This is a genomic window from Neisseria mucosa, from assembly GCA_003028315.1.
Lineage (GTDB): Bacteria > Pseudomonadota > Gammaproteobacteria > Burkholderiales > Neisseriaceae > Neisseria > Neisseria mucosa.
Genome location: CP028150.1, coordinates 2,132,632 through 2,153,313 on the forward strand (window position 1 = coordinate 2,132,632; position 20,682 = coordinate 2,153,313).

Below are 20,682 nucleotides of genomic sequence, written 5' to 3' on the forward strand. Positions count from 1 at the left end.
AAAAAGAGGTCGTCTGAAAACCTGAAACCAAGGTTTTCAGACGACCTCTGTAATTGTTCAACCAACAATCAGTCTTTCAACTTCGCCAACTGATTTTGAACTTTCGCCATTTTGTCTTCCAATTCCGCCAAATCGGCTTTGTCTTTTTCCACCAGATGCGCGGGGGCTTTTTCGGTGTAGCCGGGTTTGGAGAGTTTGGCGTTGAGTTTGTCCAAGGCTTTTTGCAGCTTCTCGGCTTCTTTGCCCAAACGGGCGGTTTCAGCGGCTTTGTCGATTTCGACTTTCAGCATCAGGCGCGCGCCGTTGCAGACGGCAACGGGGGCGTCTTCGCTTTCGGGCAGGGCGGCGACTTGCTGTGCTTCGGTCAGGCGGGTCATCATCGGCAGGTATTTGAGGTAGTCCGCTAGGTCGTCCGCGCTTTCGACAAACAGCGGGGCTTTCACGTTGGGCTGGATGCCCATTTCGCCGCGCAGGTTGCGGACAGCGCCAATCAAATCCTGCAACACGGTCATTTGCTCGAAGGTCGTCTGAACGATTTGTTCGCGGTCGGCTTCTGGGAAACGGGCGAGCATGATGCTGTCGGCGGTTTTGACGTCGCACATGGGGGCGACGGTTTGCCACAATTCTTCGGTGATGAACGGGATAATCGGATGCAGCAGGCGCAGGGCGGCCTCGAGTACGCGCAATAAGGTATGGCGTGTGGCACGTTGGCGGCTGGCGCAGCCGGTTTGGAGCTGTACTTTGGCAAGTTCCAGATACCAGTCGCAATAGTCATTCCATACGAAGCTGTACAGGGTTTCCGCCGCCAAATCAAAACGGTAGGTTTCGTAGGCTTGCGTTACTTGTTCGATGGTCTGATTCAGACGACCTATGATCCACATATCGGGGAAGGAATAGCCACGCGGCTCGGTGGCGGTTGCGCCGTAGCCGCAGTCTTGGTTTTCGGTGTTCATCAAGACGAAGTTGGTGGCGTTCCAGATTTTGTTGCAGAAGTTGCGGTAGCCTTCGGCGCGTTTGAAGTCGAAGTTCACGCTGCGGCCCAAGCTGGCGTAACTCGCCATGGTGAAGCGCAATGCGTCCGCGCCCATGCTGGGGATGCCTTCTGGGAAGAGTTTTTTCGTGGCTTCTTCCACTTTCGGCGCGGTTTCGGGTTTGCGCAGACCGGTCGTACGTTTCACCAGCAGCTTGTCCAAACCGATACCGTCGATCAAATCGACGGGGTCGATGACGTTGCCTTCGGATTTGGCCATTTTTTTGCCGTCATAGTCGCGCACGATGCCGTGGATGTACACGTCTTTAAACGGCACTTTGCCGGTGAAGTGGGTGGTCATCATAATCATGCGCGCCACCCAGAAGAAGATGATTTCGTAGCCGGTGACCAAGACGTTGGACGGCAGGAAGGCTTTGAGTTCGTCGGTTTCAGACGGCCAGCCGAGCGTGGAGAACGGCACGAGCGCGGAGGAGAACCATGTATCCAATACGTCTTCGTCGCGGGTCAAGCCTGTTTTGCCGGCTTGTTTTTCGGCTTCCGCCTGATTGCGGGCGACGTAAACATTGCCTGCTTCGTCGTACCACGCGGGAATCTGATGCCCCCACCACAGTTGGCGTGAGATGCACCAGTCTTGGATGTTGTTCATCCATTGGTTGTAGGTATTGACCCAGTTTTCGGGGATGAAGCGTACCGCGCCGCTGTCGACGGCTTTTTTGGCTTTGTCGGCGAGGCTTAAGCCTTTGAATTCGCTGTCAGGCTCGCCGCCGTTTGGTGTGGCGGACATGGCGACAAACCATTGGCTGGTCAGCATCGGCTCAATCACTGAACCGGTGCGGTCGCCTTTCGGCGTCATCAGCGTGTGTGCTTTGATTTCGACCAACAAGCCTTGTTCCTGCAAATCGGCAACCATTTGTTTACGCGCGGCAAAGCGGTCCAAGCCTGCGTATTTTTCAGGCAGGGCAAAGCCTTGTTGCGCTTCGCCTTTGAAGTTGAACACTTCGGCGTTAGCCAGCACCTTGGCTTCCAAATCGAACACGTTAATCAGGCGTGTGTCGTGGCGTTTGCCGACTTCGTAGTCGTTGAAGTCGTGCGCAGGCGTGATTTTCACGCAGCCGGTGCCAAAGTCTTTTTCAACGTATTCGTCGGCAATCACGGGGATGGTGCGGCCGGTCAGCGGCAGGATCAATTCTTTGCCGATCAAATGGGTATAACGTTCGTCTTCAGGATTGACGGCAACGGCCACGTCGCCCAGCAGCGTTTCAGGGCGGGTGGTCGCTACGATAACGGCTTCGGCGGGATTGTCCGCCAGCGGATAGCGGATGTGCCACATAGAGCCTTGTTCTTCCACGCTTTCCACTTCCAAATCCGATACCGCCGTACCCAATACAGGGTCCCAGTTCACCAAGCGTTTGCCGCGGTAAATCAAGTCTTGCTCATACAGGCGCACGAACACTTCGGTTACGGTTTCGGCACGCATGTCGTCCATCGTGAAATACTCGCGCGTCCAGTCGGCAGAACAGCCCACGCGACGCATCTGCTGCGTAATCGTGCCGCCGGACACTTCTTTCCATTCCCACACTTTTTCCAAGAATTTTTCGCGGCCCAAGTCATGACGGGACACATTTTGCGCGGCAAGCTGACGCTCGACTACGATTTGCGTGGCAATGCCCGCGTGGTCGGTGCCCGGAATCCAGGCGGTGTTGCAGCCTTTCATGCGGTAGTAGCGGGTCAGACCGTCCATAATGGTTTGGTTGAAGGCATGGCCCATGTGCAGCGTACCGGTTACGTTGGGCGGCGGCAGTTGGATGGAAAAAGACGGTTTGGTCAAATCCATATCGGGCTGGAAATAACCTTGGGTTTCCCAGTTTTGATAGTGTTTGGATTCGATTTCGGCGGGATTGTATTTATCTAACATGGTAAAAAATGCTGTCTGTAAAAGGGTTTGCGGGCAAACGTCTGTTTAAAAAATAATTGCGGATTATAGCGCAAAAAGGTCGTCTGAAACGGAATATCGTTTCAGACGACCTTTTTGAAACAAATCGAAACGGGCTTATTTGCCTTTATCGGATTTGGCTTCTTTCTTCAGGGAAGCGTACAACTCAGGATCGCGGTTTTTCAGCAGGGAGGCAATCGCCAAATCGTCGCGGTTTACTTTTGCCAAGTCAACGCGTTCGATGTGTACCAAGCGCAGCAGCTCGCGTACAGGTTTGGGCATATTGCGGCCGGATTCGTAACGTGAACCACCGGACTGAGTTACGCCGATACGGCTCCAAAAGTCCATTTGGTTCAAACCGAGTTTTTTGCGGATATCGCGGATGTTGTCAATTTTCTCAAACGACTTCATGAAAATTCCTTTTTCTTCTGTATTGTTTGTTGATAAGCAATTCTGCTTCTCTGCAACGGGATGCGGAAGCTTTCGATACAGCCTGAATTGTTACACAAATGACAATCGGCTGCGCGATAGAAAACTATCTATACTGAATGTTTAGACAGTATATTCGAAAGAAGTTTTGTCAGATTCTTGATAATTTGCAAAAATATTTCCAAGTCAAATAATTTCAATAAAATTATTATTATAAATCAAAAATATATATTTTAAGCATCAGTAATATTTTACAAAAATAAACAATTCAAACAGGAATATTTCATTCGCAATTATTAATTCATCATAATATTTTGCGCAAAAAATACGCAATAGAACCGTATTCCAATGCGTATTTTCAGCTATTCGGCCTCAAAACGCTGCCTAGCGCTTTCTCGGATAAAAGGTAATCGGCTGGACGATGGAGCGTGTCAGCTGTTTCGGCAAGGTCATCATTGCAATCATCCACACGCCCACCGTGTAACACAATATCCCGCCGTTACGCATCCCTCCCAATGCAGTACTGCCTAAAACTGCCTCCAGCATCAAGCAAACGGCGGCAGCCGCACAAGCTGCCATGCCGGCAAGAAACAGCGCATGGCGGGCATATCTGCGCAACATTTTTTTCAAAGCCGCTTTGACCAAAACGGCAGCAATCAACAGATTGAAAAAGAAAAACACGCCTGCAACCAGCCACACTGCCGAATCGTTCCAACCTTTCGCCACAGACCATCCGCCACCCTGCCGGCTAAACAGCAATCCGCCGCCACCCGCCATCATGGCAAACACATCATGAATCAATAACGCCAGCGGCAATGCGGCAAAAATCAATGCCGTCAGCAAAGGCCGATAAGGTTTTTCCTGTTCGAGATACATCATGCCGTTCCAAAATCGAAAACAACGGCAATTATAGAACAATCGCTTTGCGGTATCAGCCTGAAGCGGAATCAGATCAAAAATGAAACAACACCAAGCTCAAGGCAATCACCGCCATGCCGGACGTCAACCCGTAAACGGTTTCGTGTCCGTCGGAATAACGCTTGGCGGCGGGCAGCAATTCGTCCAACGCAAGAAACACCATCACGCCCGCAATCACGCCAAACACTGCACCGAACACGAAAGGCGATAAAAACGGCTTGAGCATGGTGTAGCCCAAAACCGCGCCCAAGGGTTCGGCCAGTCCTGAAGCGAGACAGGCGAGGACGGTTTTTTTGCGGTTGCGGGTGGCGAAATAAACGGGCGCGGCAATGGAAATGCCTTCGGGAATATTGTGTATCGCAATCGCGAGCGCCAGCGGCATCCCGACGGCGGGATTTTCCAGCGTGGCGAAAAACGTTGCCAAACCTTCGGGAAAATTGTGCGCGGTAATCGCAAACGCCGCCATCATGCCGACTCGGGCGATGTGGCGGCGTTTGTTTTCCTGAAAAGCGGGGTCGTGCGGATCGAGCGTTTCATGCGGGTTCGGCACAAGGCGGTCAATCAGCGCAATCGAGCCCATGCCTGCCAGAAAAGCCAGCGTCGCGGCGGCGAAGGCTTTGTCTTTGTCGTAAACCTGCCCGAAGGCTTCGCTGGATTTGTTGAAAATCTCCGTCAGCGACACATACACCATCGCCCCGCCCGCGAACGCCAATCCGAACGACAATACGCGCGGGTTGGGCGTTTTGGAAAACATCACCAACCCGCTGCCCAATACGGTAAACAATCCGGCGGCAAGGGCGATGCCGAAGGCGGTGATAAGGTTGGGCAAGGCAATATCAAGCATGAAAATCGGTTCTTCAGTGAATGTAATGCCATCAGGCTAACACATATTTCCACAAAAGAGAATAGTTATTATTTTCATAAATAAAGATTAAGATGGAAAATATTGAAACTGTCATTCCCTACCCGCTTACGCAAAGGCGGCTGCGCAGGCATGACGGCACAGACTTTTCATTTCACTTTAACGTAACAAAAAGGTCGTCTGAAACCTGATTTCCGGTTTCAGACGACCTTTTCTTCTTTAATCCTTACAAGCGTTTTACTCAACTCAAGAGCATTTCCTGTATCAGCTTCATGCCCCATTGCCAGCCGCCGAGTGCGCCGTTGAGCGTGCCGGAGTGCGGCGACAGGAGGAGGCGGGCGTTCCACAGGTTTGCCCGCTCTTCCGCCCAGTTGCGCGGCGTACCGTTTTGTTCGGCGATGACAAGCGCGGTGCGGCAGGGGCAACGGACGCGCCGGAGGGTGTGTATTTCATCGTCGGGGAATGCTTCGGGGCGCGGCGAGACGAGGATGATGTTGACGATTTTTTTCTGTGTCAGAATGTCGGTTTGGTAGAGCCAAGCCAAAAAGGCGGATACGCCTGCGCCATGGGCGACGACAGCGATGTGTTCGCCGCTGATGCCTGCAAACGCCGTCTGAAGGTTTGCCTGCCATTGGGCGATGCTTTGGCCGGCGGAAGCAGCGGCGGTTTGGACGACGGGATAGCTGACCGCCCAGCGGTCTATCCACATTTCCGCCTCGTCCGCGTCGCGTATCAAGAAAAGCGTCAGGTCTTCGAGTTCGAAAGTTCGCATTTCAGACGACCTATTTGAGCAAATCGTTGAGCGTAAAGGTAATCAAGAGCGCGGCTGGGACACTTAAAACGGCGCAGGTGGCGAGGCAGATCAGGATGTTGGCAATCAACCGCCAGCCTTTCCAGCCGAAACACTTGGCGGCAATCATGAGGCAGGGCAGCGAAAACAGCAGCCACACCCCCGCCCAAAGCGGATTGGCGCGGGTCATTTCAACCCAGCCGGACATCCGCGCCAGCATGAATATCGTCCACACCAGCATAGGCAGTACAAACGCGGCGACCACCCATGCCGCACCTATGCCGGTTTTACCGTTCACATTCCAATCGTATTTGCCGAAAACTTTATTGGGCAGCATAGTCGTACTCCACGACCAAAGGGGCATGGTCGGAAAATTTCTCGTCTTTATAAACATGCGCGGACACCGCTTTGGCGGCGAGCTCGGGCGTAACCATCTGATAGTCGATGCGCCACCCGACATCTTTCACATACGCCTGTCCGCGGTTGCTCCACCAAGTATAGCCGGGATTGTCGGGATAGAGCGTGCGCCATATATCCGTCCAGCCGAGCGTATGGATGACTTTGCCTATCCATTCGCGCTCCTCGGGCAGGAAGCCTGAGTTTTTCTGATTGCCTTTCCAGTTTTTCAGGTCGATGTTTTGGTGGGCGATGTTCCAGTCGCCGCAGACAACAATGTCGCGTCCCTCCGCCTTCATGGCTTCAAGCATGGGATAGAACGCGTCTAAAAAGCGGTATTTCAATTCCTGCCGCTCCGGCGCGCTGGTGCCGCTGGGCAGATAAAGCGAAATCACCGACAACTTTCCGAAATCACAGCGCACAAACCGCCCTTCCCTGTCGAATTCTTCAATGCCCATACCGATTTGCACATGGTCAGGTGCGCGTTTGCTGTACACCGCTACGCCGCTGTAACCGCGTTTTTCGGCGCAATGCCAATGGCCGTGCATCCCGTGCGGATTCTTCATTTCGTCGGACAAATCGGCTTCCTGCGCTTTGAGTTCCTGCACGCAGACAATGTCCGCACCCGATGCGGCGATGTATTCGTAAAACCCTTTTTTGTAGGCGGAGCGGATGCCATTGACGTTGGCAGAGATGATTTTCAGCATAATTTTGTGCTTTGGAATATTGGTTTGAGGAGAAAAAACGGATTGTAACCGATAGCGGCAAAGGTCGTCTGAAAAACAGGTTCGGACAAATCCATCCTATTCCCGATACTCAAACGCCGCACCTAAAAACTGGGCCAACGCCGAAACATGGGAACGCTGCGGATTCTTGACGGCGGTCAGCAGCCATACCCTGCCGTTTTGCTTCTCCAACTCAAGCAGGCGGGCTACGGCGCGCTGTTGCACCTCGCCCTGCAATTCTTCGTGATAGCGCGTAACGAAGCCGTCGAAATTCTGCTCCGGGTTTTCATGATACCAACGGCGCAGGGCGGCACTCGGCGTAATGTCTTTGAGCCAGAGGACGGAGGCGAACTTTTCCTTCGTCACCCCACGCGGATAAAGGCGGTCGATAAAGACGGCGGTTTGTCCGTCTGCGGGGAGGTAACGATAAATGCGTTGTACGGTAAACATCGTTTTTCTGCTCCTATATCTTGGGTTCAATCAAACGGCACCGAGTCCTTTCAGACGACCTTTCACCTTCAAACGTCGTCTGAAACCCGTTTCCATTCCAATGCCAAATCGTACAAGGCTTTTTTGCCTTCGCCGGTAATTTTGGCGGCAAGTTCGGCGGCCTGCTTGGTGGGCAGTTCGGCAGCGAGGATTTTCATAACGTTTTGGGCGGTATCGGGCAAGGTACCGTGTTTTTCACGGGGCGCAGGATGGAGGATGAGCACCATTTCGCCGCGCACCTGATTGCCGTCGTTTTTCAGGGTCGTCTGAATTTCAGTAACCGTGCCGCTGAGGAAGGTTTCAAAGGTTTTGGTGATTTCTCGGGCAAGGGTCAGGCTGCGTTCGGGGAAGAGGGCCGCCATGTCGGCAAGGGTGGCTTCGATGCGGTGCGGGGTTTCAAACATCACAACGGGGAAATCAGCCTGCGCCCATTTGGCAAGCAGCTTCTGCCGTTCGCCGGATTTCGGCGGTAGGAAACCGTTGAAGTAGAAATTGGGTTCGGTAACGCCTGCGACGCTCAATGCCCCCATGACCGCGCTCGCGCCGACAACGGGGACGACCTTGAACCCAGCCTCACGCACGCGGCGGGCGAGTTTCGCACCGGGATCGCAGACGGCGGGCGTACCTGCGTCGGAAACTTGTGCGACAGTGAGGTCGTCTGAAAGATGGTTGATGATTTTGTCCGCCATTTGCTGTTCGTTATGCTCGCGCACGCTGACGAGTTTGCCCTGTATGCCGTATGCGCTCAGAAGCTGTGCGGTAACGCGCGTATCTTCGGCGCAGATAATGTCGGCTTTTTGCAGGACGGCGAGTGCGCGCAGGGTGATATCCGCCAAATTGCCGATGGGCGTGGCGACAACGTATAATGTCCGTTTTTCAATACTGTCGGCGGCTTTTTGAAGGTGTTTTTGAAACATGGCTTTATCAGGTCGTCTGAAAACAATATAACGATATTATACGGGGTAAACTTCCATGCGTCTGAACCACAAACAAGGGGTGGCGGGCGAAGATGCCGCGCTGGCGTTTCTTCTTTCGCAAGGCTGCAAACTCGTGGCGCGCAACTGGCACTGCGCTTACGGTGAAATCGATTTGATTGTCAAAAACGGTAACATGATTCTGTTTGTTGAAGTAAAATACCGCAAAAATCAGGGTTTCGGCGGTGCCGCATACAGTATTTCGCCGTCTAAGTTATTGAAACTGCAACGGTCTGCGGAGTATTATCTGCAACAAAACGGCATGACGGATAGCGCGTGCCGCATCGATGCGGTGCTGATAGAAGGAAACCGCCCGCCCGAATGGATAAAGAATATTACAGGTTGACGATATGACGACTTTACAAGAGCGCGTTGCCGCCCATTTCGCCGAAAGCATCCTTGCCAAGCAGGAAGCCGAAAAAGTGTTGATTGAGCCGACCGCTCAAGCGGCGGAATTGATGCTGCAATGCCTGATGAACGACGGCAAAATTTTAGCCTGCGGCAACGGCGGTTCGGCTGCCGACGCGCAGCACTTCGCCGCCGAAATGACCGGACGCTTTGAAAAAGAGCGCATGGAACTTGCCGCCGTCGCGCTGACGACGGACACTTCCGCGCTGACCGCCATCGGCAACGACTACGGTTTTGACCATGTGTTCAGCAAGCAAGTGCGCGCGCTCGGACGTGCCGGCGACGTTTTGGTCGGCATCTCTACCTCCGGCAACTCCGCCAACGTCATCGAAGCCATCAAAGCGGCACACGAACGCGATATGCACGTCATCGCCATGACCGGCCGCGACGGCGGCAAAATCGCCGCCATGCTCAAAGACACCGACGTACTGCTCAACGTCCCCTACCCGCGCACCGCCCGCATTCAGGAAAACCATATCCTGCTGATACACGCCATGTGCGACTGCATCGACTCCATGTTGCTTGAAGGAATGTAAGCCTTTTTTCAGACGACCCTCTTTTAAAGGTCGTCTGAAACATATCCGCCGAACCCATCATCAAGGAAAAAATATGAACATCAAACGTCATACCGCACCCGTTCTGACCGCCCTCCTCCTCAGCCTGACACTCAGCGGCTGTGTCGGCGTACTCCTCGGCGGCGCGGCAGTCGGCACCAAATCCGCCGTCGACCGCCGCACCACAGGCGCGCAAACCGACGACAACGTAATGGCCGTGCGCGTCGAAACCACTGCCCGCTCCTACCTGCGCCAAAACAACCAAGCGCAGGGTTACACCCCCAAAATCAACGTTGTCGGCTACAACCGCCAACTGCTGCTGCTCGGACAAGTCGCCACTGAAGGCGAAAAACAATTCGTCGAACAAATCGCCCGCGCCGAACAAGCCGCCGAAGGCGTGTACAACTACATCACCGTTGCCTCCCAAGAACGCACCATCGGCGACATAACCAACGACACATGGGGTACATCCAAAGTCCGCACCGCCCTTTTAGGCCTCAAACCCGCTACACAGGCTCGTGTCAAAATCGTAACTTACGGCAACGTTACTTACGTCATGGGCGTACTGACACCCGAAGAGCAAGAGCAGGTAACCCGCCGCGTCAGCACCACCGTCGGCGTACAAAAAGTCGTTACCCTGTATCAAAACTACACCCAACCCGAATAACGCAGCCCTAATCCAAAGGGCGGGAACAACATCCCGCCCGTCCCCATCCACCTTTTCACACATCGATCTATGTCCAAAAAACAAAACGAATCTTTCCAACTCAAACCTAAACACCTTATCCGCGCCGCTTTCGTCATTTCCATCATTGCCGTCGGCGCACTGATTGTTGGCGTTATCGGTACGCTCAATACCAAACCCGACACCAGCAACACCCAATCCGCCCAAACCGCGCCCAAAGACGAAGGTGTGGAAGTTTGGCGTCCGAACGGCACCGTCGAACCGAAAAAAATCATAGTAGGCTCTGAAGACGAAACAAACGAACAAGAAAAAACCGCTTCTCAAAACCCCGTTATTCCGCCACAAAACCAATCCGAAAACCGTCGTGCCAAAGCACAGCCTGACAATAAGAAAAATAAAGATAAAAACAACGACCAGCACGACCAAATACCGCCCGCGCAGACAGAAACAGCGGAAACCAAAGCCAAACCTGCCCAAAGTACCCCTGCGGATCAGCCACAGGCCCAAGCCCCTGCCCAGCCTGCCAAAACCGAAGTTCACGAAACGAAGGGCGAATCCAAACCCGCACCGCAACCCGCTCCCAAGCCGGCTCAGCCTAAACCCGCTCCCAAGCCGGCTCAGCCTAAACCCGCTCAACCTAAACCGGTTCAGCCCAAACCTCAATCCAAAGATGTCATGGACAATCTGTTTTAACCAGACAACCCGCCGGCCTGCGGCCGCCTTATCCGTAATCTGCATCCTCTTCCCTTTCAGACGACCTTTGTGCCGCAACAAGGTCGTCTGAAACCATCAAGGAAACAACATGAACGAAATCATCATCAAAACCCCCGAAGAAATCGAGAAAATGCGCGAACTAGGCAAACTCGTCGCCGAAGCCCTCGACTACATCGGACAATTCGTCAAACCCGGCGTAACCACCAACGAAATCGACAAACTCGTTTACGACTACCACGTCAACGTCCAAGGCGGCTATCCCGCTCCTTTGCACTACGGCAACCCGCCCTACCCCAAATCCTGCTGCACCTCCGTCAACCACGTCATCTGCCACGGCATTCCCGACGACAAGCCGCTCAAAGAAGGCGACATCATCAACATCGACCTGACCATCAAAAAAGACGGCTTCCACGGCGACTCAAGCCGTATGTTTACCGTCGGCAAAGTCTCCCCCATCGCCCAGCGCCTGATCGACATCACCCACGAATCCATGATGGCGGGCATCGCCGCCGTCAAACCCGGCGCGACCTTGGGCGACATCGGCTATGCCTGCCAACAAGTTGCCGAAAACGCAGGCTACTCCGTCGTACAAGAATTTTGCGGCCACGGCATCGGACGCGGTTTCCACGAAGCCCCGCAAGTTCTGCACTACGGCAGGAAAGGACAAGGCGTCGTCCTGAAGCCCGGCATGATTTTCACCATCGAGCCGATGATCAACCAGGGCAAACGCCACCTGCGCATCCTAAACGACGGCTGGACGGTCGTAACCAAAGACCGCTCCCTCTCCGCCCAATGGGAACATGAAGTTTTAGTGACAGAAACCGGCTACGAAATCCTAACCATCAGCCCTACCACCGGCAAACCCTAATCTGTCAAACCATCCCGCTTTCAAAGCAAAAAGGTCGTCTGGAAACTTGGAAATCAAGTTTGAACTGCACCCCAAAAGTTGGACATCCCCTCCAACTCACAAGGTGCAGTTTTTTTATGAGCAAATATACATTACACTTCAAATACCAAGCCGTACTCCACTACCTGCATATACGCAGCCAACAGCGTACCGCAGACCACTACGGCATTTCCCGAACCCACCTGAGACGATGGATAACCGCCTATCAAGAAGGCGGTATCGGCGCACTCGAACATCCCCAATCCAAAATCATGCCCCACCACCGCAAAAACCCCTTCATCGCCGACAAATCCGACAACAAAAAAACACAGGCAGAGCTTATTGAAGAACTGTGCTATATGCGCGCAGAGGTCGCCTACCTAAAGGAGTTAAAAGCCCTCAGCCAAAAGCAGACCGAAAAGGACAAAGCCAAACCGTCCAAACACTGAGGGCGCAACACCCGCTCAAATACCTGCTGCACATCGCAAACCTGCCCAAAAGCAGCTTTTACTACCATCACCAAGACCGACCCGACCCCGACGCAGCCGACAAAGCCCTCCTTGTCGAAACCTACCGGCGGCATAAAGGACGCTACGGACAAAGGCGCATTGAAGCAGTTGGAACTGAAAGCCCTCATACGGGCGAAAAAAGCCTACTACCATCCCGCCATGGGCGAGATATCGGAACACCTCCTCAAACGCCGGTTCAAAGCCCGAAAGCCCAACGAAAAATGGCTGACCGACGTTACCGAACTCAAAGGGAAGGACGGCAAACTGTACCTCTCGCCAATCTTGGACTTGTTCAACAGGGAAATCGTCGCCTACGCCATGAGCCGCAGAGCCAACAGCGAAATGGTGAAGGAAATGCTCGAAAAAGCCGCACCCCATCTGACTGATAAAGGAACGATGCTGCATTCGGACCAAGGTGTGCTGTACCGTACGGCGGGGTATAGGGAATTGCTTGCGGAGCATTCCATGGTTCAAAGCATGTCGCGAAAGGCGAACTGTTGGGACAATGCGCCGATGGAAAGCTTCTTTGCGGTGTTGAAGACGGAGTGTTTCTATAACGCAGGTGAATTGACGGTAGATGAATTGATGAAGCAGATAGATGACTATATGGATTACTACAACCGGGAGCGTTGCAGTTTGAAATTGAAAAAGCTGAGTCCTGTCGCATACAGAACCCAGCTTGCACAGAGCGCCTGAATAGGCTTTTATGAGTATCCAAGATTTGGAGGCCAGTTCAGTTTTCAGACGACCTTTTTATAGTGGATTAACTTTAAATCAGGACAAGGCGACGAAGCCGCAGACAGTACAGATAGTACGGCAAGGCGAGGCAACGCCGTACTGGTTTAAAGTTAATCCACTATATCTTCCAGACTTTATCTTTCAGGCTAACTCAACCTTTAGTACGTTCCAACAGTTCTTCCGCCAAGGCGAGGTAGGCTTTGGTGCCTTTGGCGTTGGCGTCGTAGGCGAGTGCGGGCATGCCGTGGCTGGGGGCTTCGGCGAGGCGGACGTTGCGGGGGATGACGGTTTGGAACATCAAGTTGCCGAAATGTTGGAAAAGTTGTTCGCTAACTTCGACGACGAGGCGGCTGCGGCTGTCGTAGAGGGTGCGGACGATGCCAGTGATGTCGAGGCGCGGGTTGATTGCCTGACGGATTTTGCGCACGGTGGCGATAAGGTCGGAGATACCTTCGAGGGCATAGTATTCGCACAACATGGGGACGATGACGCCGTTGGCGGCGACGAGTCCGTTGAGCGTGAGCAGGGTCAGCGAAGGGGGGCAGTCGATGAGGACGAAGTCGTAGTCGTTTTCGACGGTTTGCAGGGCGTTTTTGAGGCGGATTTCGCGGGCGATTTCTTGCACCAGCTCAATTTCGGCACCGGCAAGCGCACGGTTGGCGCCGAGTACGTCGTAGCTGCCGTCCCCGCTGCGGACGACGGCGGTTTTGATGTCGGTATCGGCCAATACGACTTGGTACACGCCTTCTTCGAGGCGGGCTTTGTCTATGCCACTGCCTGTGGTGGCGTTGCCTTGCGGGTCGAGGTCGATGACGAGGACGCGTTTGCCTTTGGAGGCGAGCGATGCCGCGAGGTTGACGGTGGTGGTGGTTTTGCCGACGCCGCCTTTTTGGTTGGCAACGGCGAGGATTTGTGCGCTCATGTTTTTGCTGCTGTCGGATGGATTAATGGCGGAATTTTAACGTTTTTTGCTTGAAATGGGTATAAGGTCGTCTGAAAAGGAGGCGGTGGCGGGCAGGGACGTTTTATAGCGAATTTTCTTTAAATCAAGACAAAACAAGGTAATGCTGCGCCGATTTAAAGTGAACTTGCTATACAATATGCCGTTTTTTTAACTGCCCTAGAGATATACCATGAAAAAATCTTTCTTTGCCCTGTTGCTTGCCGTTGTTTTGCCTGCGGCCAATGCGGCTTCGGTTGCCGAATTGAAGGAGAGAATTGAAGTTTTAGAAGCCCGCGTCGCCAGCTTGGAACGCATTATCTTATCGGGTTCGCGCAACCCGAATCGGGTTTATGTGTGCAGCGTCAAGCCGTTTCAGAAATTGTTTGAGGCTTCGGGGAAAAACGAATGGGAAGCGCGTCGTGCTGTCCGCCGTGCCTGCAATGCGGAAACTTCGGCGATGTTCTGCGAAGACTCTGCTATCCATTGCGAAAAATACGAATAACGGGATTTGAATAACAAGGTCGTCTGAAACGGAATCGGGTTTCAGACGACCTTTTTAACGGCATTCCGTCTTGTTTAACGCTGTTTTTTGCGGATTTCTGCCGCCATTTCCAAAGCGGTGCGGACAGCTTCAATCAGGCTGCCGGAGGCAGCTTTGCCTGTTCCCGCCAAATCCAGCGCGGTACCGTGGTCAACGGAAGTACGGATAAACGGCAGTCCGAGCGTAATGTTGACGCCTTGTCCGAAACCGGCATATTTCAGCGTCGGCAGACCTTGATCGTGATACATCGCCAAAACGGCATCGGCATCTTTCAGCAAAAACGGCTGAAACACCGTGTCTGCCGGATAAGGGCCGCTGACGTGTATGCCTTCTCTTTTGAGGCGGGTCAGCGCAGGGGTGATGATTTCGGCTTCTTCGTGTCCCAAATGTCCGCCCTCGCCTGCATGCGGATTCAATCCGGTAACCAGGATATGCGGTTGGGCAATGCCGAATTTGTCGCGTAAATCGGCGTTCAAAATACGGACGACAGACTCGACGAGCGGCTGTGTTACGGCATCGGCGACCGCGCGCAGCGGTAAATGGGTCGTAACCAAAGCGACGCGCAGCCCGTCGCCTGCCAACATCATGACGACTTGTTCCGTCTGACTTTTTTCGGCGAGGTATTCGGTATGTCCGCTAAAGAATCCGCCACCCGCACCTGCATCGTTAATGATGCCTTTGTGTAGCGGCGCGGTTACCATGCCGTCGAATATGCCTTCGGTAATGCCTTGATATGCCGTATCCAGCAGTTGCAAGACATAGCGCGCATTGGCGCGATTGAGCATGCCGGCTTCGCAAGGCGCGTCAAGCGGAATATGCAAAACTTCCAATTCCCCATGACACAACGGGGCTTTATCGGCATCACTAGGGACAAAATTCCGCAAGACAACGTTTTTGCCCAACATCTCCGCCCGCTGCACCAATAGGTCTTTGTCGCCCAAAACAACGGGGCGGCACGGCAACTCGGCAAACGCCAAATCCAAACAAATATCGGGACCGATACCGGCAGGCTCGCCGGAGGTAACTGCTAATACGGGAAGGGACATGATGCGATTCCTTAATCTGGATAAAGGTCGTCTGAAAGTGGTTGATGGGGATTTCAGACGACCTTTGTTTTCATCTTTGCAATGTAGGGCGGATTCCAATAAGACCCCGCCATCCCGTCATACCCACGCACGGGAATGACGGCAGTGTCCGTATCAAAAAACGAGTGGATCAACCCTATTGTATAGTGGATTAAATTTAAATCAGGACAAGGCGACGAAGCCGCAGACAGTACAGATAGTACGGAACCGATTCACTTGGTGCTTCAGCACCTTAGAGAATCGTTCTCTTTGAGCTAAGGCGAGGCAACGCCGTACTGGTTTAAAGTTAATCCACTGAGACCTTTGCAATAACATAGGTTACTAAAATTTTATGCTCAATCTCATTTTCAAAATTCAAAACCTTTCGGATTTTTCCTACTTTTTGCTCAATATTAGGAAGGTTTTAGTCAATTGAAAATTTTTTTGGCGCATTTTTATGCGTAAAATTTCGTTAATAGACTATTTTTGCAAAGGTCTCCCACTATATTATTGGGTTTCAGACGACCTCCCCTCCCATCCAACCAAAGGAAACCCGCATGAAAAAATTCTTCTTCCTCACCACCGCCCTCCTGCTCCTCAACGCCTGCGCCGCCCAATCCGGACAAGGCAGCTCTGCACAAGTCTATGGTGAAATCAAAGGCGGCGTAGAAAGCAGCCACGTTCACTAAAGCGGGCGGAACAGCAGGCATTTGGTTCATTTAAAAAATGCCGCGCCCAAAATCATCTGTTCCTAAAATACGCATGATCAACATCGTGCCAACAAATCAAAAGGTCGTCTGAAACTTGGTTTCCCAGTTTTCAGACGACCTTTTCGATTAGATGGAAGACAGAATCTTGCGCCACCGCCATTCCCACGCCAAACGTGGAAAGGACAAGGCAAATGTTACGAAAACAACGTCGTCTGAAACGGCAAACCTGCAAACTTTTCAGACGACCTTGGTAAGGTTTGTCGGATCAAAAAACCGTCGTTAAAGCGGTCAGGTTTTCAGACGACCTTCAGGCAGATTCCGTCTTCAGCGGATAATCCCGCGCGTGGATTGGGCAAAGAAGTCTTTAAACACCGCCAACTCGGCCTGCGTTTCGGCGCGGCGGAGGATGTCGGCTTTGGCTTCTTCAAACGGGATGCCGCGGTGGTAGATGGTTTTATACACATCTTTGACGGCGGCGATCTGCTCGGCGGTGAAGCCGTTGCGGCGCATGCCTTCGCTGTTGATGCCTGCGGGTTCGGCGCGGTAGCCTGCCGCCATGAAATAAGGCGGTACGTCTTTGTGTACGCCTGCGGCGAAGGCGGTCATGGCGTAGTCGCCGATTTGGCAGAACTGGAACACCAGCGTGTAGCCGCCCAAGACGACGTAGTCACCGATGGTAACGTGTCCGGCAAGCGAGGCGTTGTTGGCGAAGATGGTGTGGTTGCCGATGACGCAGTCGTGCGCGAGATGGCAGTACGCCATAATCCAGTTGTCGTCTCCGACGCGGGTTTCGCCGATGCCGGTTACCGTGCCGAGGTTGAAGGTGGTGAATTCGCGGATGGTGTTGCCGTTGCCGATAATCAGCTTGGTCGGCTCGTCGCGGTATTTTTTGTCCTGCGGGATTTCGCCGAGGCTGGCAAATTGGAAAATGCGGTTGTTTTCGCCGATGGTGGTGTGGCCGTTGATGACGGTATGCGGTCCGATTTCGGTGTTCGCACCGATTTGGACGTTGGGACCGATGATGGTATACGCGCCGACTTTGACGCTTGAGTCGAGTTCGGCTTTGGGGTCAATGACGGCGGTCGGGTGGATGAGGGTCATGTTTTTAATACTCCGCTGCTTGTTTAGACAAATAATAGAAAATTACAGTTTGTCGATTTCATCGCAGACCGCAATCACTTGATCGCTAAAATGGCTGAATACTGAAGCAGTATCTACATCCATATAATTAAGCAGTTCAAAAATAGATCGGTGGATATTTCTAGCGTAGTTAGTATCTTTTATTGCACCTTTAAAACAAATCGGCTCGTGATGTGCCAAACGATTACGGAATTTGTTAATATTGGAAAGTTCTTGAAAAATCCATTTTTGGTTATATTGCACACTTGGTGTAGATTTGGGCTTTTTTGGAAAAACTTTCATCAATACTTTCCCTGTAGCATCAAATTGAGCATCTTTCCCTCCTGCAAACAGATACCGCCAAAAACCGAATCCTAGTCCTGCAACCAATTGGTTGTGGTCAAACTTTCCCCCGCTATTATTTCGTATTTTAGATAATGCAACCTTGATTAATTCAGCAGATTCTTTCGTACCATTTCTTAAAAAGCAACCTTGAAATTTCAATGCGGGATTCGTCTGTGGCTGTATGCTATCATATAACCAGTTTCTGTCTTTAAACTCCTGCTGAAGGCAAATGTCAATTTTGTTTCTTAAAACAATCTCAAATATTGAAACAACATGAAAAAGTTCTCTTGATAAAGATAAATTCAATAAATACAATTCAGCTGCTTTGTCTTCCCCAACGGCATTTTTATACCGTTCCATTCTGAAATCAGAAAAAATACTACAGCATTCCTTATAATTCACGCTAACACCTGATTCTTTATTTTTAAATTGACGTTTCAAACTATATTTGATACAGTTAGGTAAAACTAATCCCCACCGTGTCCCTGGGTTTGAACAAACCTAAACCGGTGGGTTTTCTTTTTATTAGGTCGTCTGAAACTTTCAGACGACCTTTTTCTGAACACTCAAACCACGCGTTTGGCACACATGATGATGGCTTCGACGGCGACTTGTCCGTCCACTTTGGCGACGGCGCTGAATTTGCCGATGCCGCGTTTGTTGGTCAGCAGCTCGACTTCGAAAACAAGCTGGTCGCCGGGGATGACTTGGCGTTTGAAGCGGGCTTCGTCTATGCCGGCGAAGAAGAAGAATTCGTTTTCTTTGCGGCCGCCTTCGCTGAGGATGGCGAGTGTGCCGCAGGCTTGCGCCATGGCTTCGATGATGAGTACGCCGGGCATGACGGGCAGGTCGGGGAAATGGCCTTGGAACTGCGGCTCGTTCATGGTGACGTTTTTAATCGCGGTCAGGGTTTTCATGGACTCGAAGGCGGTGATGCGGTCGAGTTGCAAAAACGGATAGCGGTGGGGAATGAGTTTTTGGATGTCTTTGGCTTCGATGGGGAGTTGTACGTCCATGTTCGTCGTATTCCTTGGTATTTCGGGGTTGGCTGGGCGGTTTCATCGCGGAGGCTTTAAAACGATAGGCTTTGCCGCTTTGTTGGGATTTAAAGCGCATCCGCCATGTAAACCGATTGTGGGATTATTCGTCTTTTTCGCTGTCGCTCAGACGGTTTTCCAATGTTTTGAGGCGTTTGTTCATTTCGCTTAAGCGGTGGATGTAAACGGCGTTGCGCGCCCATTCTTTATGGGTGGACATCGGGAAGATGCCGGCGAGGTGTTTGCCGCTTTCGGTAATGCTGTGGGTCACGGACGTGCCGCCGCCGATGGTGGTTTTGTCGGCGATTTCGATGTGTCCGACCGTACCGACGCCGCCGCCGATGATGCAGTAGCTGCCGATGGTAACGCTGCCTGATATGCCGGTTTTGGCGGCGATGACGGTGTGCGAACCGATTTTGCAGTTGTGTCCGATTTGGACTTGGTTGTCGATTTTGGTGCCGTTGCCGACGGTGGTGTCGCTCATCGCGCCGCGGTCGATGTTGGTGTTCGAGCCGATTTCTACGTCGTCGCCCAGCGTAACTGCGCCGGTTTGCGGGATTTTAAACCATGAATCGCCGGCGAAGGCGAGTCCGAAACCGTCCGCGCCGATGACTGCGCCGCTGTGGATTTCGACGCGGTTGCCCAGTGTGCAGCCATAATAAACGACGGTGTTGGGATGCAGGACGACTTCGTCGCCCAGTTTGCAATCGTGTTGGACAACGGCGTTTGCCAAGATGCGGCAGCCTTCACCAAGCACGGTGTTCGCGCCGATGTAGGCATTTGCGCCGATTTCGCAGCTTGCAGGAACGGTCGCGCCCTCTTCGACGACGGCAGTCGGATGGATGCCACCGCGCGCTTTGACGATGGGTGAAAACAGGCGGGCGACTTTGGCGAAATAGAGATAGGGGTCGTCGGCGACAATCAGGTTGCGCCCTTCAAATTCGTCCACTGCTTTGGCAGAAACGATGACCGCACCCGCGCTGCTGTCGTGGACTTCGGCTTTGTATTTCGGATTGGCGAGGAAGCTGATGTGTTCCGCCTGCGCGTCTGCGAGCGGGCGCACGGCGGCGACGGAAATGTCCTTGCCGCACCATTCGCCGCCAAGCTGCGCTGTGATTTGGGACAGGGTGTAGGTTTTTGAAGTCATGATGTTTCGTAAGCTTTGAGATGAGGTCGTCTGAAAAGGGACGGCGGGAGCAGTCGGACAGAACGGTTTGCCTAAAACGTATGCCGGCAGGAGTGATAAGACAAGTAATTATATCGTTTATTGGATTTTCAGACGACCCTTCGAGTGAAAGAGGTCGTCTGAAAACAGGTTTGCTGTATCTCGTTCAGCCTTCCGATTAACGTGTATTCAGGGCTTTAATCACGCTGTCGGTAATGTCGTAACGCGCGTTGACGTAAATCACGTCCTGCAAAATCACATCGTAGCCTTCGCGTTTGGCAAGATCGACGATAATGCGGTTGGCGTTTTGCTGGAGGGCGGCAAATTCTTCGTTGCGGCGCAGATTGTAGTCTTCTGCCAGCTCCGCCTGTTTCTTGCGGAACTGCTGAACCAGCTCGCCCCAGCGTTTTGCCGCAGCTTCACGCTCTTTGCCCTGCAATTTGCCTTCGGACAGGGATTTTTCGAGCTTCTCACCTTCTTGCTGCAATTTCTGCAAAGCGTCCTGACGGCTGCGGAATTCTTTTTCCAAGGTCGTCTGAATGCGTTGCGCCTGCTTGGACTCAAGATAAACGCGCTCGGTATTGATAAAGCCGATTTTCTGTACGGCTTCCGCCGCCGCAGCTTGGTTCATCAACCCGAAGCCCAATAAAGCCGCGCCGCCGAGGCGGAAGGCGTTGGCAATGATGTTCATCTGGATTTCCTTGATTTTGTATCCCGCCCATCAGCGGGATGACGGTTTGTTTTAAAAAAGAGGCAG

The 20,682-nt window shown here is 52.6% G+C and carries 24 protein-coding genes and 3 pseudogenes; 10 read left to right on the forward strand and 17 right to left on the reverse strand.

Going from position 1 to position 20,682, the window contains the following annotated elements; all coding sequences use genetic code 11:
• Positions 1–68 precede the first annotated feature (68 nt).
• The 9 genes from NM96_10760 to rsmI form a co-directional block, all read right to left on the reverse strand.
• Positions 69–2,906: a valine--tRNA ligase gene (locus NM96_10760; protein AVR79737.1), complete on the reverse strand. Its 2,838-nt coding sequence runs from the start codon at positions 2,904–2,906 to the stop codon at positions 69–71.
• Between the two features lie 135 nt (positions 2,907–3,041).
• Complete coding sequence (locus tag NM96_10765) at positions 3,042–3,335, reverse strand: transcriptional regulator (GenBank protein AVR79738.1); 294 nt, start codon at positions 3,333–3,335, stop codon at positions 3,042–3,044.
• A gap of 402 nt (positions 3,336–3,737) precedes the next feature.
• Positions 3,738–4,229 (reverse strand): hypothetical protein, encoded by a 492-nt coding sequence (locus NM96_10770; GenBank protein ID AVR79739.1) that lies wholly within the window; start codon positions 4,227–4,229, stop codon positions 3,738–3,740.
• Between the two features lie 76 nt (positions 4,230–4,305).
• Positions 4,306–5,115: a zinc transporter ZupT gene (locus NM96_10775; protein ID AVR79740.1), complete on the reverse strand. Its 810-nt coding sequence runs from the start codon at positions 5,113–5,115 to the stop codon at positions 4,306–4,308.
• Positions 5,116–5,374: 259 nt separating this feature from the next.
• On the reverse strand, positions 5,375–5,905 hold the full coding sequence (locus NM96_10780; protein AVR79741.1) for a serine hydrolase: 531 nt from the start codon (positions 5,903–5,905) through the stop codon (positions 5,375–5,377).
• A 10-nt stretch (positions 5,906–5,915) separates the two neighbouring features.
• Positions 5,916–6,260 carry a hypothetical protein gene (locus NM96_10785; GenBank protein AVR79742.1) on the reverse strand — a complete coding sequence of 115 codons (345 nt, stop codon included), beginning with the start codon at positions 6,258–6,260 and terminating at the stop codon, positions 5,916–5,918.
• Complete coding sequence (xth, locus tag NM96_10790; protein ID AVR79743.1) at positions 6,247–7,026, reverse strand: exodeoxyribonuclease III; 780 nt, start codon at positions 7,024–7,026, stop codon at positions 6,247–6,249. The genes NM96_10785 and xth overlap by 14 nt, the downstream gene beginning before the upstream one ends.
• A gap of 96 nt (positions 7,027–7,122) precedes the next feature.
• Positions 7,123–7,494 carry a DUF488 domain-containing protein gene (locus NM96_10795; GenBank protein ID AVR79744.1) on the reverse strand — a complete coding sequence of 124 codons (372 nt, stop codon included), beginning with the start codon at positions 7,492–7,494 and terminating at the stop codon, positions 7,123–7,125.
• Between the two features lie 68 nt (positions 7,495–7,562).
• Positions 7,563–8,450: a 16S rRNA (cytidine(1402)-2'-O)-methyltransferase gene (gene rsmI, locus NM96_10800; GenBank protein ID AVR79745.1), complete on the reverse strand. Its 888-nt coding sequence runs from the start codon at positions 8,448–8,450 to the stop codon at positions 7,563–7,565.
• A 55-nt stretch (positions 8,451–8,505) separates the two neighbouring features.
• Here rsmI and NM96_10805 point away from each other — a divergent pair, with 55 nt between their 5' ends.
• The 8 genes and pseudogenes from NM96_10805 (at position 8,506) to NM96_10840 (ending at position 13,131) form a co-directional block, all read left to right on the forward strand.
• A complete protein-coding gene (locus tag NM96_10805; GenBank protein AVR79746.1) occupies positions 8,506–8,853 on the forward strand; it encodes a YraN family protein in 348 nt (115 codons plus the stop codon).
• A gap of 4 nt (positions 8,854–8,857) precedes the next feature.
• Entirely contained in the window at positions 8,858–9,451 is a 594-nt protein-coding gene (locus tag NM96_10810) for a phosphoheptose isomerase (protein ID AVR79747.1), read from the forward strand.
• 73 nt (positions 9,452–9,524) lie between these two features.
• Positions 9,525–10,136, forward strand: coding sequence for a BON domain-containing protein (locus tag NM96_10815; protein AVR79748.1), 612 nt, complete (start codon positions 9,525–9,527; stop codon positions 10,134–10,136).
• 69 nt (positions 10,137–10,205) lie between these two features.
• Entirely contained in the window at positions 10,206–10,847 is a 642-nt protein-coding gene (locus NM96_10820) for a hypothetical protein (GenBank protein AVR79749.1), read from the forward strand.
• Between the two features lie 109 nt (positions 10,848–10,956).
• Positions 10,957–11,736 carry a type I methionyl aminopeptidase gene (locus NM96_10825; protein AVR79750.1) on the forward strand — a complete coding sequence of 260 codons (780 nt, stop codon included), beginning with the start codon at positions 10,957–10,959 and terminating at the stop codon, positions 11,734–11,736.
• A gap of 53 nt (positions 11,737–11,789) precedes the next feature.
• Positions 11,790–12,203, forward strand: a pseudogene (locus NM96_10830) (transposase).
• Between the two features lie 111 nt (positions 12,204–12,314).
• A complete protein-coding gene (locus tag NM96_10835) occupies positions 12,315–12,959 on the forward strand; it encodes a hypothetical protein (GenBank protein AVR79751.1) in 645 nt (214 codons plus the stop codon).
• 10 nt (positions 12,960–12,969) lie between these two features.
• Positions 12,970–13,131, forward strand: a pseudogene (locus NM96_10840) (transposase).
• A gap of 21 nt (positions 13,132–13,152) precedes the next feature.
• Here NM96_10840 and NM96_10845 read toward each other — a convergent pair.
• On the reverse strand, positions 13,153–13,923 hold the full coding sequence (locus NM96_10845; GenBank protein ID AVR79752.1) for a chromosome partitioning protein: 771 nt from the start codon (positions 13,921–13,923) through the stop codon (positions 13,153–13,155).
• Between the two features lie 211 nt (positions 13,924–14,134).
• Here NM96_10845 and NM96_10850 point away from each other — a divergent pair, with 211 nt between their 5' ends.
• Positions 14,135–14,446, forward strand: coding sequence for a hypothetical protein (locus NM96_10850; protein AVR79753.1), 312 nt, complete (start codon positions 14,135–14,137; stop codon positions 14,444–14,446).
• Positions 14,447–14,520: 74 nt separating this feature from the next.
• On the opposite strand, the gene pdxA is transcribed toward NM96_10850, so the two are convergent.
• Positions 14,521–15,531, reverse strand: coding sequence for a 4-hydroxythreonine-4-phosphate dehydrogenase PdxA (gene pdxA / locus NM96_10855; protein AVR79754.1), 1,011 nt, complete (start codon positions 15,529–15,531; stop codon positions 14,521–14,523).
• A gap of 199 nt (positions 15,532–15,730) precedes the next feature.
• Positions 15,731–15,838, reverse strand: a pseudogene (locus NM96_10860) (IS5/IS1182 family transposase).
• A 168-nt stretch (positions 15,839–16,006) separates the two neighbouring features.
• Here NM96_10860 and NM96_10865 point away from each other — a divergent pair.
• Positions 16,007–16,201, forward strand: a complete 195-nt coding sequence (locus tag NM96_10865; protein AVR79755.1) for a hypothetical protein — start codon at positions 16,007–16,009, stop codon at positions 16,199–16,201.
• Positions 16,202–16,583: 382 nt separating this feature from the next.
• On the opposite strand, the gene NM96_10870 is transcribed toward NM96_10865, so the two are convergent.
• The 5 genes from NM96_10870 to NM96_10890 form a co-directional block, all read right to left on the reverse strand.
• Complete coding sequence (locus NM96_10870; GenBank protein AVR79756.1) at positions 16,584–17,360, reverse strand: acyl-[acyl-carrier-protein]--UDP-N-acetylglucosamine O-acyltransferase; 777 nt, start codon at positions 17,358–17,360, stop codon at positions 16,584–16,586.
• 42 nt (positions 17,361–17,402) lie between these two features.
• Positions 17,403–18,083, reverse strand: coding sequence for an abi-like family protein (locus tag NM96_10875; protein ID AVR79757.1), 681 nt, complete (start codon positions 18,081–18,083; stop codon positions 17,403–17,405).
• Between the two features lie 206 nt (positions 18,084–18,289).
• Positions 18,290–18,739, reverse strand: coding sequence for a 3-hydroxyacyl-[acyl-carrier-protein] dehydratase FabZ (gene fabZ / locus NM96_10880; protein AVR79758.1), 450 nt, complete (start codon positions 18,737–18,739; stop codon positions 18,290–18,292).
• Between the two features lie 124 nt (positions 18,740–18,863).
• Positions 18,864–19,907, reverse strand: coding sequence for a UDP-3-O-(3-hydroxymyristoyl)glucosamine N-acyltransferase (gene lpxD, locus NM96_10885; GenBank protein ID AVR79759.1), 1,044 nt, complete (start codon positions 19,905–19,907; stop codon positions 18,864–18,866).
• A 196-nt stretch (positions 19,908–20,103) separates the two neighbouring features.
• Positions 20,104–20,616: an OmpH family outer membrane protein gene (locus NM96_10890; protein AVR79760.1), complete on the reverse strand. Its 513-nt coding sequence runs from the start codon at positions 20,614–20,616 to the stop codon at positions 20,104–20,106.
• Positions 20,617–20,682 lie beyond the last annotated feature (66 nt).